Here is a 13,218-nt window from a genome sequence, read left to right as displayed (position 1 = left end):
GTGTGAATTAGATTTTTATTATCCTTTTAAAGCATATCAGGTGCTCGTATTAGATTTCTAAAAACTATTTTTGATTGCGATGGCATACAAATTTGTTGACAATTACAGAGAGCAGGGTGCAAGAAAGAAGTTGGTATTACACCTGGCCTCTAGAGGTATTGAAGACAAAAATGTACTAAAGGCGATAGGAAAGATCCCAAGGCACTTCTTTTTTGACGAAACATTCTGGAATCAGGCTTATCGAGATATTGCATTTCCTATCGGCGATGGTCAAACCATCTCACAGCCCTATACAGTGGCTTACCAAAGCGAATTGCTTCATATTAAAAGAGGTGATAAAGTTCTGGAAATTGGTACTGGATCAGGTTACCAGACCTGTGTCCTTATGGAGCTTGGAGCAAACGTATATACTATAGAAAGACAAGAAAGCATTTATAAACATACCATTAAAGTTCTACCTGGAATGGGTTACAATGCACACTTCTTTTTTGGTGATGGCTCTCGGGGGATAGCTGATCAAGCTCCCTACGATAAAATAATTGTCACAGCAGGCGCTCCATTCGTTCCCGAAATTCTTTTAAAGCAGTTGAAAATTGGCGGTGTTCTCGTTATACCTGTCGGTGATGAACGTTCGCAGAAAATGGTTACTGTAATTCGTATAAGTGAATCAGACTTTGATAGAATAGAACTAGACACCTTTAGGTTCGTACCATTAGTTGGTGATCAAGCTTGGTAAATTAGACTTTCATTGCTCGATCCATTTCTCTTTTCGACTCTCTATCTTTAATGCTATCTCGTTTGTCAAATTCTTTTTTACCTGTCGCCAATGCAATTTCAATTTTAGCAAAACCGCGCTCATTAGTAAAAATGCGCAAGGGCACAATAGTGTAACCTTTTTCTTCACCCTTCACCTTTAATTTCCTCAATTCCTTCTTTTGTAATAGAAGTATCCTATCTCTTTTTATGTCATGATGATGAAAGGAGCTGTGACTGTATTCAGAGATATGTAGGTTTCGGACATATAACGTATTACCTATGAACATACAGAAAGCATCAGTCATGTTGGCTTTCCCCTGTCTAATGGCTTTTATTTCAGTGCCTAGCAATGCTAAACCTGCGTTGTATTTCTCAATTATAGTGTAATCGAAGTATGCTCTTTTATTCTTTATCTGTATATCGTTTTTCATAGCAATGGCGCTAATGTCGGGTTTTTATCTCACAATAAGGACAGGGATGCTCACCCTATGGCGTACCGAATTAAGAGTTGTGCCTAGAATAATGTCTTTCAAGCCTTTATGACCGTGAGCGCCCATAACTAACAACTCGAGGTGATTTTTGTTGCTTATTTCAACAATTGCTTGCACCGTGCCACCATATCCTATGTGGGTAGTAGAAGTATAGCCGAGTTCCTTTAGATTAACTTTGTATTTTTCCAGGTTTTCCTCATCGCTTTTGGTTTCGTGATCCATTGCCGATTTACCATGATAGCGAGCAACGGCTGTTTCAACTACATGAATAAGATAATAGTCCGCATCTTTTCCCCCTTGTATCAAAGCATGCCTGATGGTGTTTCGATCATTTTTAGAGAAGTCCACGGTAATACCTATTCTTCTGTAGTTTACCTTCTCAATCTCATTAATATTCAGCGCATTGCCATGAGGCGCTATAATCTGTTCAGCTCTTGCTTTCCACAGTAGGGGATATACAAAAATGTAGATCAGTAAGAGTCCGATGAGAATTGCGGCAGGAACTATTAGGTAATAAACATACCATCCACCTGTTGCACCCCAACTAGAAATCTCTTCAATAACCAGTTTGACATTCAAAGAAACAATGACTACTGAACTTACCCAGGCTAATATTTTTACCCATGGTTTAATTGCAAAGCCTTTCATTAACTTCTTGTCAGATGTGAAATGTATCAAAGGAATCACCGCAAAACCGAGTTGCAAACTTAACACTACCTGACTTAAAATCAATAACCCACCTAAGGCGTCATCGCCAAAATAAAGAATAGTGAAAAAAGCAGGTATAATAGCGAGGAGTCTGGTGATCAATCTTCTCAACCAAGGTTGAATCCTTAGTTTTAGGTGACCTTCCATTACAATCTGCCCAGCCAAGGTTCCGGTAATGGTGGAACTTTGACCTGCCGCTATCAGCGCAATCGCAAACAACGCTGGAGCTACATTGCCAAAAATATTTTGGAGCAGCATATGTGCATCTTGAATTTCGGCAACCTCATGAAGTCCATTGGTGTAAAATGCTGCTGCCGCTAGAATTAAGATCGCCGCATTTACAAAGAAGGCAAGATTTAGAGCGATAGCTGTGTCAATGAAGTTAAATTTAATAGCTTCTTTGATGCTTTTGTCATCACGTTCAAACTTTCTGGTCTGCACCAGCGAGGAATGAAGATATAGATTATGCGGCATAACAGTAGCCCCAATGATCCCTATGGCAATGTATAAAGCATCACCTGATAACATAGAAGGCTCAAATCCTTTCGCTATGTCTAAAAACGAAGGTTCGACAATGAACATTTCTACGAGAAAGGAGAGTCCGACTATGAACACCATTGATACAATAAACGCTTCCATCTTCCGCATTCCCTTGTTTAAAAGAAATAATAGCAGCACGGTATCAAAAATAGTAACACTGATTCCCCAGATTAAAGGCAGGCCAAATAAAAGATTTAGACCAATGGCCATGCCGATTACCTCTGCAAGGTCACAGGCAACAATCGCGGTTTGTGCCAACCCAAATAAAGGAATATTAACCCATTTAGGATAAGCATGTCTCGACGCTTGTGCTAAATCCAAGCCCCTAACAATTCCTAATCGCGCACTTAACGATTGTAATAGGAGGGCAATTAAGTTAGACATCAATAATATCCAGATTAGCTGATAACCAAACTTACTACCTCCGGCAATATCTGTAGCCCAGTTGCCGGGATCCATATAGCCTACACTTACCAGGTAAGCTGGACCAAGGAATGATAATATACGTTTCCAACCCGTTCTTTTACTTGTGTCAACGCTGTTATGTACTTCACTTAGTGAATCAGAATGTTTGTCTTTATTTGCCATTATATTTTTACCAAAAGATGTTTAGCAACATCACGACTTACGTTTATCTTTTTATTGTCTAAAAGCAGTTCAACAGAACCGTCAAAGCTGATGATGTCTAGTATTTGAATACGCTTTCCCAGGGTAAGTTCAAGTTTTTCAAGATGTCTTAAAAATGGGGATGAATGCTCACTCACACCCATTAGAATTCCTGTTTGTTCTGATTTAAGCTTGCTCAGTTTTATGAATACTTCATTTCCAAACTTCCCGTTCTTATCAGGAATAGGATCTCCATGAGGATCATTTGTCGGGAACTTAAGGTATTCGTTTAGCCGCTCAACTAATTCTGAAGAATTGATATGTTCTAATTCTTCGGCAATATCGTGAACCTCATCCCATTTGAAATGAAGTTTATCTACAAGAAAGACTTCCCACAAACGGTGCTTCCTTACAATTTTAATCGCAATAGCTTTACCCGTATCAGTTAATTTTACACCCTGATACTTTTGATAACTCACGAGTTGCTTCTCTGCTAATTTTCTCATCATATCCGTCACAGAGGCAGCCTTAGTCTGAACTCTTTCAGCTATCGCATTGGTCGTAATCAGCCCATCATTTGAAAGTGATAAATGATATATAACTTTTAAATAGTTCTCTTCAGTATATGATTGCATCGAAGTATATCTAACATAATATTTAGACAAATCTAAAAAAATTGTTAACAAATTAAAGATATTTATTAATTCAATTTGTAGAATAAAATTTGGTAGCATTGCTGTCTATAGGTTATATTTGAAGACAATTTAAACGAGATGGCAGCAGAACTAGATAAAACCGATTTTAAAATACTTAAACTTCTTCAGGAAAACGGACGTATTACGAACCTATTATTGTCTCAGGAAATAGGATTATCGCCTGCACCCACTCTTGAACGAGTGCGTAAGTTAGAGATGTCAGGTTATATTAAAAGTTATCATGCGTTAGTTGATGAAGAAAAACTTGGTTTGGGAATCAAGACTTTCATCCAGGTTCAATTAGATTTCCATAAAAACAATACCATCCAGATTTTTCTTGATGAGGTAAATCAGATCAAAGAGATTACCGAATGTCATCACGTAACCGGACAGGCAGATTTTCTTCTTAAAGTTTATGTTAATGATATCAAAGCTTATGAGCGCTTAATTATGGATAAGATCAGTAAGATTTCTGTAGTAAAAACTTTTCAGACCATGATGATTATGTCGACTACCAAAAAAGAACCTATTGTTCCTTTAGAGTACTAATCGATCTGCCAGTCGATCTGTTTCCTACCTGCTTTTTCTAAAATTTCATTGGCTTTAGAAAAGTGTTTACAGCCAAAGAATCCAGTATAGGCAGAAAAAGGTGAGGGATGGGGAGCCGTAAGGATAAAATGTTTATTTCCATCGATCAAGGCAGATTTGTTTTGAGCATACTTGCCCCAAAGCATAAATACGATTCCTTCCCGTTTCTCAGATAGCTCGGTGATGATCCGATCAGTAAATATCTCCCAGCCCTTGCCTTGGTGTGACCCCGCTTGCTGTGCCCTCACTGTTAAGGTGGCGTTTAATAACAATACGCCCTGATCAGCCCATTTGGTCAGCTCTCCGTGATGAGGTATTATGTATCCAGGAAAGTCCTCAGCCAGCTCTTTATAAATGTTTCTTAAAGATGGAGGCACCGCTAGTCCCTTTTGTACCGAAAAAGATAACCCATGTGCTTGTCCCTGACCATGGTATGGATCCTGACCCAAGATAACTACTTTAACATTATCAAATGGTGTATGATTTAGCGCATTGAAAATATCCGATCCTTTCGGATAAACGGTAACTCCACTTTGTTTTTCCTCCAGTAGAAAGGCTTTTAGGCTAACCATGTATCCTTTTTCAAATTCTCCTTCTAAAACATCTAACCAACTCTTTGTGAGTGTAACCGACATATTGTTTATTAATTAAAATGTATTGGATATCTTTTTCAACAGGTTCTATCGGACTTTCTGCTATACAACCAAGTTCCGCCCACCTGGCTTTGACTGTCTCCACACCAGGCGCCAAGTATTACCATTATATGAACATTTTCAACCACAGTTTTTAATGATGAAATTACAATAGTATCGGGCTCACAGGGGGAGTATTCCAAATCGTAATAGACCTTAAATTCAGAAAAACGAACAGCCCTCTTTCGAGTACATTTGTCGATTAATAGCAACTTATCATTTACAGTCTGGCAGATGTTCACAACAACTAATTATTTGCTGAAATTATAATATTAAATCTATTATTTAGTATTTAAACACGATATTTGCACAAAAATTATAACAGGTTATGCCAAATATAGTTCGTCTTATTTTAGGTTTTGTCTTATTGGGAGCTTCTGTTGCCTTAATGATCTTCGGTTTATGGGGATGGGGTATTTTAGGTGTATTTTTAAGTATACTCGTTTTCGTTACGTTCTTTTTCAACGAAAACATGCTATTGGCACAATGGTTTCTAAGGAAGGACGATATGGTAAAAGCTGAGCGTTTTTTAAAGAGAATCACTAACTATGAAAAGCAATTAATTCGTGTACAACACGGTTATTACAACCTTTTGATTGGTTTAATTGAATCCAGAAAAGCACCAATGCAATCAGAAAAGTATTTCAAGAAAGCAATATCCCTTGGTTTACATATGGACCACAACATTGCCCTGGCCAAGCTCAGCCTAGCGGGAATTGCAATGGGAAAAAGAAATAAAAGAGAGGCTACGATGTACTTGTCTGAAGCAAAAAAAGCCGATAAAAACAAGCTTTTAGCGGATCAAATAAAGCAGATGAAAGATCAGATGGTTTTGATGGACAGACAGCAAATCAGATATAGATAAATACTTAGGCCACACCAATACGGTGTGGCTTTTTACTTTTCGCTAAGTCTGTCAAAGTTCTCTTCTGCGGTAAAATCTGATGATCTGCTAATCAGGTCATCCTCCATGTAATCATTTCTTTTACTGAAGAACAACTGTTCAGATTGAATTCTTTTAATCAGCTGTCTAATTAGGGTTAGGTCAAAAGAGTCTTTACTCAATTTGATACAATATTCGTTGTCAGTTATTTCTAGGCTTGATATATTCATGATAATATAAATTATTTAGGCCTTAAAAGTAAGAAAGCTCCGCTACAATAGATGCAGTGGAGCTTTAACGTTTCGTTATTTTTATGTTAAGAGAACCAGGCAGTTACTTCTTCTTTAGAAGGCATCACAAGGTCTAATTTTAACTTTTTACGCATCCCTCCAAGGTCGTTAAACACCTTATTTGGGTTAGCAGCTTTCAACTCGTCAATGGTATTGATTCCCATCTTCCTAATCACCTGAACCCACTCTGAGGTTACTCCAGCATCAACGAAGTCTTCATCTGTGGTTACTTTTGCTTTTTTCTCAGGTCTCATTTGAGGGAAGAAAAGAACCTCCTGAATGGTTGATTGGTTAGTCATCAACATCACCAAACGGTCAATTCCTATCCCCAAGCCGGAAGTAGGAGGCATTCCATACTCCAGCGCTCTGATGAAATCTTCATCCATTGCCATTGCTTCAGCATCACCTCTGGCTGCAAGCTTTAATTGATCTTCAAAGCGTTCACGCTGGTCAATGGGGTCATTCAATTCTGAATACGCATTTCCGATCTCCTTGCCCATCACAAACAATTCGAACCTTTCTACCAGGCCATCTTTGCTACGGTGTTTTTTAGCCAAGGGAGTCATCTCCAAGGGATAATCGGTAATATAAGTAGGCTGAATAAGATTCGCTTCTACCTTTTCGCTGAAAATCTCATCAACCAACTTTCCTCTGCCCATACTCGCGTCTATCTCAATGCCAAGGCTTTTACAAGTCCCCTGTAATTGTTCTTCAGTCATATTCGAGACGTTGATACCCGTATATTTCTCGATAGACTCATACATTGTAAGTTTTTCGTATGGGCCTTTAAAGTTAATTTGATGCTCAGCAACAGGAACAATTGCTGATCCATGAATTGCTACAGCTATTTGCTCGAAGCATTCTTCCACCATTCCCATCATCCAGATATAATCTTTGTAGGCAACATATATCTCCATAGAGGTATACTCCGGATTATGCGTACGGTCCATACCTTCATTTCTGAACATCTTACCGAATTCATATACTCCATCAAAACCCGCGACTATCAGCCTTTTCAAGTACAATTCGTTAGCTATGCGGAGGTATAATGGCATGTCCAATGTATTGTGATGGGTGTTGAACGGACGTGCCGCTGCACCACCATGGATCGGTTGTAAGATCGGAGTCTCCACTTCCATCCATCCTTGGTTGTCAAAATAAGCCCTCATCGTGTTAATCACTTTAGAGCGGTTGATGAAAATCTGCTTAAAATCAGGGTTCACAGTCAGGTCAACGTAACGTTGTCTGTAGCGCAATTCAGGGTCGGTAAAACCATCATAGATGTTTCCTTCCTCATCCCTTTTAACGATAGGTAGTGGTTTTAATGATTTAGACAGTAAAGTAAATTCAGTAACGTGGATCGATATCTCGCCTGTTTGAGTAGTAAAAACGTATCCTTTTACCCCAATAAAATCTCCCAGATCCAGTAGCTTTTTAAACACGGTGTTGTAAAGCGTTTTATCTTCACCCGGACAAAGCTCATCTCTTTTCAAGTAAACTTGAATTCTACCAGTGGAATCCTGTAATTCAACAAATGAAGCAGGGCCCATAATGCGACGGGTCATAATTCTTCCTGCAATACTGATATTCTTATATGCTGACTTATCTAAATCGTAGTTTGCTAATATGTCTGCTGCATTTGCATTGATCTCGAATGCTTCAGCAGGATATGGATTGATCCCTAGCTCGCGCAATTGTGTAAGCGAGCTACGGCGTAATACTTCTTGTTCTGATAGTCCTGTACTCATATATGTAATGTGAAGGGCTTATAGCCATATTTCCTGCAAAAATAGACATTTATTTAATCTGCTTCGACAGATTCTGTATACATGTCATTTATTATCTTTGCATATTTTTTTTCAATAACTTTTCTTTTCGGTTTCATAGTTGGGGTAATTTCCCCTTCCTCCATACTAAAAGGATGCCTCTTAATCTTGAAATTTTTGATGCGCTCAAACTTTGCCAAGTCTGCCGCATACTTTTTAATGTCTTTCCCAATCCAATCAAGAATTTCCTTTTCTTCAATAAAGAGATCTGGTTTCGCAAAAAAGGAAAGGGGTAAATTAAAGGCTTCCTGTAGATTTTCCTGATTAGGAATGATGATAGCTGTTAAATATTCTCTTTTATCTCCAATTAAAAATAGCTGATCAATTTTTAAGCTCTTCAAATAGATATTTTCTACAGGAGTAGGATATACATTTTTCCCGTAGGCATTTACAATCATGTTCTTCAATCGATCGGTGATCTGTAAATTTCCTTTGAAGAACCGGCCGATATCACCGGTATGGAACCAGCCATCTTTGTCTATCGCTTCTGCGGTTTCCGCAGGCTTGTTGAAATAGCCCTGCATCACACAATGTCCTCTTACTAAAATCTCTCCCTCTTCACAGGTAAAATCTTCCTTAAAGGTATCATGGGTCTGAACATTTACCATATGCTTGGTATCAATGTCCTGAATGCCAATTTCAATGCCGGGAATCACTCGTCCAACTGTGCCGTAAACCTGTCTATGGAATTCTGTAACCGACATTACCGGCGAGGTTTCTGTTAAGCCAAAGCCTTCCAATATCTTAATACCCAGATTTCCGAAAAACTCTCCAACATTCTTTGGCAAGGCAGCACCGCCAGAAATCATAAATTTTAACCTACCACCTGTTTTCTCCTTTATTTTGCTAAAAACCAACTTCTCAGCAATTGCTTTTTTAAGTGAGAGTAACAATCCAGGATTCTGGTCAGCCTCTTTCTTCTGGCGATAAGCTTGTCCAATATCTAAAGCCCATAGGAAAATTTTAGCCTTGGTTCCACCTGCCGAAGTGCCACTTTTGATCGCCTTGTCGTGAATCTTTTCCAATAGCCTTGGTACGCAACTCATTACAGTTGGCCTAACTTCTCCCATGTTCTTGGCCAACAGCTCAAGGCTTTGGGCAAAAGCAATCTTGCAACCCTGAGCACAACATACGTGGTAAGTCGCCGTGCGCTCAAAAACATGCGAAAGCGGTAAAAAGGAAAGGAAAGTCTCTGTTTTGTCTATCACCGGGATCTGCTGTAAGCAAACCTCAACATTCCTAACGAAGTTATTGTGCGATAGCATCACGCCTTTAGGCGTACCTGTGGTGCCTGAAGTATAAATAAGTGCAGAAGTGTCTGCTGGTCTTAAAGATTCTCTAATGTTCGTTATTTGTTGAACAACTCCAGTTTCCAACTTTCCTTTCTTTGCCAGGATATCTTCAAAATAAAGCACCTTTGCACGTAGATCCGGTGAAAGCACTACTTTTGTATACTCTTCGAACGAGGGGATGATATAAAGTAAATTTTTACAATTATTTGCGATCTTCAACACTTTCTTAAACAGGAAAGTGTTGCCTATTAATAACGCCTTAATTCCAGAATCATTAATGATATATTCTACTTCATGCTCTGATAGCGTGGGGTATATGGACACATTAATGGCGCCGATTTGCTGAACACCCTGATCATAATAAACGTACTCAGGTGAGTTTTCGATCATCAGGCCCATTCTATCGCCTTTGGTAATTCCATGATCAAGGCAGAAAGCAGACACAGCATCAGCTGCATCGAGTGTCGAGATGTAGGAAATCTCTTCCCAGTTATCTCCTTTTTTATGAATTAAAAATGTGTCCTCAGGTTTATGAATATTTTCAACAACATTCCTTAATAAGCTTGGAATGGTAGAAAATTCATTAAATGATACCATATAAAAATGAGTTAGCTCGGTTAGTGTTTAGTACAGTATATTGATATAACAAAAAAAAGGGCACCGAAGCGCCCTTTCAAATATAGTAATTGAATATTAAACTGAGAAACTCTCGCCGCAACCGCAAGAGCGGCTAGCATTTGGATTGTGGAAATTGAATCCTTTTCCGTTCAATCCATCTGAGAAATCAAGTTCAGTGCCGGCTAAATAAAGAAAGGACTTCATATCTAATGCGATCCTTATTCCTCTGTCTTCAAAAAACTGATCTCCTTTTTGTTCTTCATTGTCAAAATCAAGGTTGTAAGAAAGACCAGAACAGCCACCACCCTTAACAGAAACACGCAAAAAATAGTTTTCATCCATTGCTGCATCCTGCATCAAGTGGTCAATTTTGCTTTTCGCCTTATCAGTTATCGTGATCATAGTATTGGTATTAATTAATGATGTGACTTCGCCAACTCAATTGGCGCTAAACCGTTTTTAACACGGAAGTCGTTTATTGCCGATTTAATAGCATCTTCAGCCAATACAGAGCAGTGAATCTTAACAGGAGGCAATGCCAACTCTTCCACGATGTCCATGTTGTCGATTTCCATAGCCTCATCAACAGTTTTACCTTTCAACCATTCTGTAGCTAACGAAGATGAAGCAATTGCCGATCCACAACCAAATGTTTTGAATTTGGCATCAGTGATCACATTGTTTTCATCCACCTCAATCTGAAGACGCATTACATCACCACACTCCGGTGCGCCAACTAATCCTGTTCCTACTGATTTGCTATCTTTATTTAAAGTACCAACGTTTCTTGGGTTGGTATAATGTTCCATTACTTTCTCTGAATACGCCATGTTATCTTTTTTTAATTAGTGTTCTGCCCACTCTATTTTACTTAAATCAATTCCTTCTTTGAACATTTCCCAAAGTGGAGAAAGATCTCTAAGGTGGTTTACTGCTTTCTTCGTGTTCTCAATCGCATAATCAACTTCCTCCTCCGTTGTAAATCGGCCTAAACCAAAACGTATCGAAGAGTGTGCCAAATCATCTGATAATCCCAGACTTTTCAAAACGTAAGATGGTTCTAGTGAAGCTGATGTACATGCAGAACCAGAAGAAACTGCTAAATCTTTCATTGCCATCATCAAACCTTCACCTTCAACATACTTAAAGGAGATATTTGCAACGTGTGGTAAACGATGCTCTACGTTACCATTTACGTAACTTTCTTCCAAAACTGTTAACGCACTTTCTAACTTATCCCTCAATCCAGATAAACGCTTGGCTTCGCTGTCCATTTCTAAACGGCAAAGTTCACAGGCCTTACCCAGTCCAACTATTCCAGGTACATTTAACGTTCCTGAACGCATACCACGTTCATGACCGCCACCATCCATTTGAGCGGTAACCTTAACTCTTGGGTTTTTACGTCTCACATACAATGCTCCAACTCCTTTTGGACCGTACATTTTATGCGCTGTAAAAGCAAGCAAGTCAATGCCATCTGCAATCACATCAACTGGAATTTTACCTACCGCCTGTGTAGCATCAGACATAAATAAAGCGCCGTATTTGTGTGCAATTGCCGCAATCTCTTTTATAGGCTGTATTACCCCTATCTCATTATTACCATACATAATGGTTACTAAGATCGTTTGCTCAGTCATTGCCGCTTCTAATTCTTGAAGGTCAATTAAGCCATCTTCTTTTACTTTAAGATAAGTAACTTTTGCGCCTAATTTTTCTAAATGCTTACAAGTATCCAGAACCGCCTTATGTTCTGTAGTTGCGGTAATAATATGATTGCCTTTATCTGCATACATTTCAAAAACACCTTTAATTCCAAGGTTGTCCCCCTCTGTTGCACCAGAGGTAAAAATGATCTCTTTTTCAGTACATCCAATCAATTTTGCAACCTGTTCACGTGCATAATCGACTGCTTCTTCGGCAACCCAGCCAAAGGCATGGTTACGGCTGGCCGCATTACCGAACTTATTTGTGAAATAGGGTAGCATAGCTTCTAAAACCCTAGGATCTAAAGGTGTAGTCGCATTGTTATCTAAGTAAATAGGAAGTTCCATTATTTTTATATATCTTAATAATACACAAAGATACGAAAAAAGTATCCCACTAAGTATAAATTATACCTATGAGCGTATAGGTAAAACCCGCATTTTTACATTCAAATAACGGTTCTAAGGCATATGAATAAAGTTGAACACATTGGTATCGCAGTCAAGAACATGGAGCAATCCTGCAAGCTTTACGAAAGCCTGCTTGGCGTACCTTTTTATAAAAAGGAATGTATTGCCTCTGAGGCTGTGGAGACCGCATTTTTCAAGCTGGGCGGTAATAAAATTGAATTGCTTATGCCAACCGACCAAGACAGTGTGATTTTCAAGTTTCTGGAAAAGAAAGGGGAGGGGATTCATCACATTGCATTCGATGTAGACGATATTTACGCAGAAATGGAACGATTAAAGCAAGAAGGATTTACTATTCTGAGTAATCAACCCAAAAGAGGAGCAGACAATAAAATGGTATGTTTTGTTCATCCAAAAGGAACAAATGGGGTATTAATCGAGATTTGCCAGGAAATAGGCGGGGTGTAGGCATGCTCTGCCTGTTGGCGCGGTAAAGTAACACTCCTGCCGCGGTGAGGCCGCCTTTTCTTTAACAAAAGGCGGCCTCACCGCGGCCTCACTGCGGCAAGAGGGCGGCCTCACTCAAAGCACAACCCGAGCTAACTTTAAGGCTTTGCCTATCCTTAATCCTTTCACTCTTAACGATTACATTTCAAATCGATAAATTAAGATTACCTTTAGATATTATTTAAAGTAAGATTGGGATTGTCGCATATTACGAACATTTTTTCAACACATTGTTGTAAATGAGAAATAAATTCATGATATTTGCATCCTTAAAAATAAGCGACAAATAAGTATATAACAATATGAAAAAAGATCTGCATCCATCAAACTATAGATTTGTAGTATTTAAAGATATGTCTAACGAATATCAATTTTTAACTAAATCTTGTGTAGATACTAAAGAGACTGTTCAGTGGGAAGATGGTAAAGAATATCCTCTTTATAAATTAGAGATTTCTCATACTTCACATCCTTTTTATACTGGTAAAATGAAATTGGTGGATACAGCAGGTCGTATCGATAAATTTAAAACTCGTTACGCTAAGAAGTAATTCTACCATTTTACAAATTATTTTTAAAGTCCTCTTGCTGTTGCATCGGGACTTT

At 38.6% G+C, this 13,218-nt stretch carries 15 protein-coding genes; 5 read left to right on the top strand and 10 right to left on the bottom strand.

Annotated elements, in window-relative coordinates; all coding sequences use genetic code 11:
* Positions 1-79: 79 nt before the first annotated feature.
* The gene (locus ACHFIZ_RS05985; RefSeq protein ID WP_410883846.1) at positions 80-736 is read left to right on the top strand and encodes a protein-L-isoaspartate(D-aspartate) O-methyltransferase; all 657 of its coding nucleotides are present in this window, start codon (positions 80-82) and stop codon (positions 734-736) included.
* Position 737: 1 nt separating this feature from the next.
* On the opposite strand, the gene smpB is transcribed toward ACHFIZ_RS05985, so the two are convergent.
* The 3 genes from smpB to ACHFIZ_RS05970 are packed head-to-tail and all read right to left on the bottom strand — an operon-like array spanning position 738 to position 3,736.
* A complete protein-coding gene (gene smpB, locus ACHFIZ_RS05980) occupies positions 738-1,187 on the bottom strand; it encodes an SsrA-binding protein SmpB (protein ID WP_410883844.1) in 450 nt (149 codons plus the stop codon).
* Between the two features lie 24 nt (positions 1,188-1,211).
* Complete coding sequence (locus tag ACHFIZ_RS05975; protein ID WP_410883842.1) at positions 1,212-3,083, bottom strand: Nramp family divalent metal transporter; 1,872 nt, start codon at positions 3,081-3,083, stop codon at positions 1,212-1,214.
* The gene (locus ACHFIZ_RS05970) at positions 3,083-3,736 is read right to left on the bottom strand and encodes a metal-dependent transcriptional regulator (protein ID WP_410883840.1); all 654 of its coding nucleotides are present in this window, start codon (positions 3,734-3,736) and stop codon (positions 3,083-3,085) included. Before ACHFIZ_RS05970 ends, ACHFIZ_RS05975 begins: the two co-directional genes overlap by 1 nt.
* Positions 3,737-3,874: 138 nt before the next feature.
* Between ACHFIZ_RS05970 and ACHFIZ_RS05965 the strand changes: the two genes are divergently transcribed.
* Positions 3,875-4,345 carry an Lrp/AsnC family transcriptional regulator gene (locus ACHFIZ_RS05965; RefSeq protein WP_108205971.1) on the top strand — a complete coding sequence of 157 codons (471 nt, stop codon included), beginning with the start codon at positions 3,875-3,877 and terminating at the stop codon, positions 4,343-4,345.
* On the opposite strand, the gene ung is transcribed toward ACHFIZ_RS05965, so the two are convergent.
* Positions 4,342-5,019, bottom strand: a complete 678-nt coding sequence (ung, locus tag ACHFIZ_RS05960; protein WP_410883838.1) for a uracil-DNA glycosylase — start codon at positions 5,017-5,019, stop codon at positions 4,342-4,344. The two genes, ACHFIZ_RS05965 and ung, sit on opposite strands and share 4 nt — an antisense overlap.
* A gap of 385 nt (positions 5,020-5,404) precedes the next feature.
* On the opposite strand from ung, the gene ACHFIZ_RS05955 reads away from it, so the two are divergent.
* Positions 5,405-5,941 carry a DUF2892 domain-containing protein gene (locus ACHFIZ_RS05955; RefSeq protein ID WP_410883836.1) on the top strand — a complete coding sequence of 179 codons (537 nt, stop codon included), beginning with the start codon at positions 5,405-5,407 and terminating at the stop codon, positions 5,939-5,941.
* A 32-nt stretch (positions 5,942-5,973) separates the two neighbouring features.
* Here ACHFIZ_RS05955 and ACHFIZ_RS05950 read toward each other — a convergent pair whose 3' ends face one another.
* The 6 genes from ACHFIZ_RS05950 to ACHFIZ_RS05925 all read right to left on the bottom strand — a co-directional run bounded on the left by ACHFIZ_RS05950 (position 5,974) and on the right by ACHFIZ_RS05925 (position 12,042).
* Positions 5,974-6,189: a hypothetical protein gene (locus tag ACHFIZ_RS05950; RefSeq protein ID WP_410883834.1), complete on the bottom strand. Its 216-nt coding sequence runs from the start codon at positions 6,187-6,189 to the stop codon at positions 5,974-5,976.
* A gap of 86 nt (positions 6,190-6,275) precedes the next feature.
* Complete coding sequence (lysS, locus tag ACHFIZ_RS05945) at positions 6,276-7,997, bottom strand: lysine--tRNA ligase (RefSeq protein ID WP_410883832.1); 1,722 nt, start codon at positions 7,995-7,997, stop codon at positions 6,276-6,278.
* Between the two features lie 53 nt (positions 7,998-8,050).
* Positions 8,051-9,964: an AMP-dependent synthetase/ligase gene (locus ACHFIZ_RS05940; RefSeq protein WP_410883830.1), complete on the bottom strand. Its 1,914-nt coding sequence runs from the start codon at positions 9,962-9,964 to the stop codon at positions 8,051-8,053.
* Positions 9,965-10,060: 96 nt separating this feature from the next.
* Positions 10,061-10,387 carry a HesB/IscA family protein gene (locus ACHFIZ_RS05935; RefSeq protein WP_410883828.1) on the bottom strand — a complete coding sequence of 109 codons (327 nt, stop codon included), beginning with the start codon at positions 10,385-10,387 and terminating at the stop codon, positions 10,061-10,063.
* Between the two features lie 14 nt (positions 10,388-10,401).
* Complete coding sequence (gene iscU / locus ACHFIZ_RS05930; RefSeq protein ID WP_410883827.1) at positions 10,402-10,815, bottom strand: Fe-S cluster assembly scaffold IscU; 414 nt, start codon at positions 10,813-10,815, stop codon at positions 10,402-10,404.
* Between the two features lie 15 nt (positions 10,816-10,830).
* Positions 10,831-12,042: an IscS subfamily cysteine desulfurase gene (locus ACHFIZ_RS05925; RefSeq protein ID WP_410883825.1), complete on the bottom strand. Its 1,212-nt coding sequence runs from the start codon at positions 12,040-12,042 to the stop codon at positions 10,831-10,833.
* A 123-nt stretch (positions 12,043-12,165) separates the two neighbouring features.
* On the opposite strand from ACHFIZ_RS05925, the gene mce reads away from it, so the two are divergent.
* Together mce and ACHFIZ_RS05915 are read left to right on the top strand one after the other, a co-directional pair.
* The gene (mce, locus tag ACHFIZ_RS05920; protein WP_410883823.1) at positions 12,166-12,573 is read left to right on the top strand and encodes a methylmalonyl-CoA epimerase; all 408 of its coding nucleotides are present in this window, start codon (positions 12,166-12,168) and stop codon (positions 12,571-12,573) included.
* Positions 12,574-12,914: 341 nt separating this feature from the next.
* Positions 12,915-13,163, top strand: coding sequence for a type B 50S ribosomal protein L31 (locus ACHFIZ_RS05915; RefSeq protein ID WP_410883821.1), 249 nt, complete (start codon positions 12,915-12,917; stop codon positions 13,161-13,163).
* Positions 13,164-13,218: the final 55 nt, after the last annotated feature.

The sequence above is a fragment of the Pedobacter sp. JCM 36344 genome (genome assembly GCF_046546555.1).
Taxonomy (GTDB): Bacteria; Bacteroidota; Bacteroidia; order Sphingobacteriales; family Sphingobacteriaceae; genus Pedobacter.
The sequence above is the reverse complement of the archived record's forward strand: the minus strand, read 5'-3'. Positions and strand labels throughout refer to the sequence as shown.

Bases quoted from the DNA above. Each gene is read 5' to 3' on its own strand.
- lysS (WP_410883832.1), bottom strand. From the start codon at position 7,997: ATGAGTACAGGACTATCAGAACAAGAAGTATTACGCCGTAGCTCGCTT.
- ACHFIZ_RS05940 (WP_410883830.1), bottom strand. From the start codon at position 9,964: ATGGTATCATTTAATGAATTTTCTACCATTCCAAGCTTATTAAGGAAT.
- smpB (WP_410883844.1), bottom strand. From the start codon at position 1,187: ATGAAAAACGATATACAGATAAAGAATAAAAGAGCATACTTCGATTAC.
- ACHFIZ_RS05925 (WP_410883825.1), bottom strand. From the start codon at position 12,042: ATGGAACTTCCTATTTACTTAGATAACAATGCGACTACACCTTTAGAT.
- ACHFIZ_RS05955 (WP_410883836.1), top strand. From the start codon at position 5,405: ATGCCAAATATAGTTCGTCTTATTTTAGGTTTTGTCTTATTGGGAGCT.
- ACHFIZ_RS05975 (WP_410883842.1), bottom strand. From the start codon at position 3,083: ATGGCAAATAAAGACAAACATTCTGATTCACTAAGTGAAGTACATAAC.
- ACHFIZ_RS05965 (WP_108205971.1), top strand. From the start codon at position 3,875: ATGGCAGCAGAACTAGATAAAACCGATTTTAAAATACTTAAACTTCTT.
- ACHFIZ_RS05985 (WP_410883846.1), top strand. From the start codon at position 80: ATGGCATACAAATTTGTTGACAATTACAGAGAGCAGGGTGCAAGAAAG.
- mce (WP_410883823.1), top strand. From the start codon at position 12,166: ATGAATAAAGTTGAACACATTGGTATCGCAGTCAAGAACATGGAGCAA.
- iscU (WP_410883827.1), bottom strand. From the start codon at position 10,815: ATGGCGTATTCAGAGAAAGTAATGGAACATTATACCAACCCAAGAAAC.
- ACHFIZ_RS05915 (WP_410883821.1), top strand. From the start codon at position 12,915: ATGAAAAAAGATCTGCATCCATCAAACTATAGATTTGTAGTATTTAAA.
- ACHFIZ_RS05970 (WP_410883840.1), bottom strand. From the start codon at position 3,736: ATGCAATCATATACTGAAGAGAACTATTTAAAAGTTATATATCATTTA.
- ung (WP_410883838.1), bottom strand. From the start codon at position 5,019: ATGTCGGTTACACTCACAAAGAGTTGGTTAGATGTTTTAGAAGGAGAA.
- ACHFIZ_RS05935 (WP_410883828.1), bottom strand. From the start codon at position 10,387: ATGATCACGATAACTGATAAGGCGAAAAGCAAAATTGACCACTTGATG.
- ACHFIZ_RS05950 (WP_410883834.1), bottom strand. From the start codon at position 6,189: ATGAATATATCAAGCCTAGAAATAACTGACAACGAATATTGTATCAAA.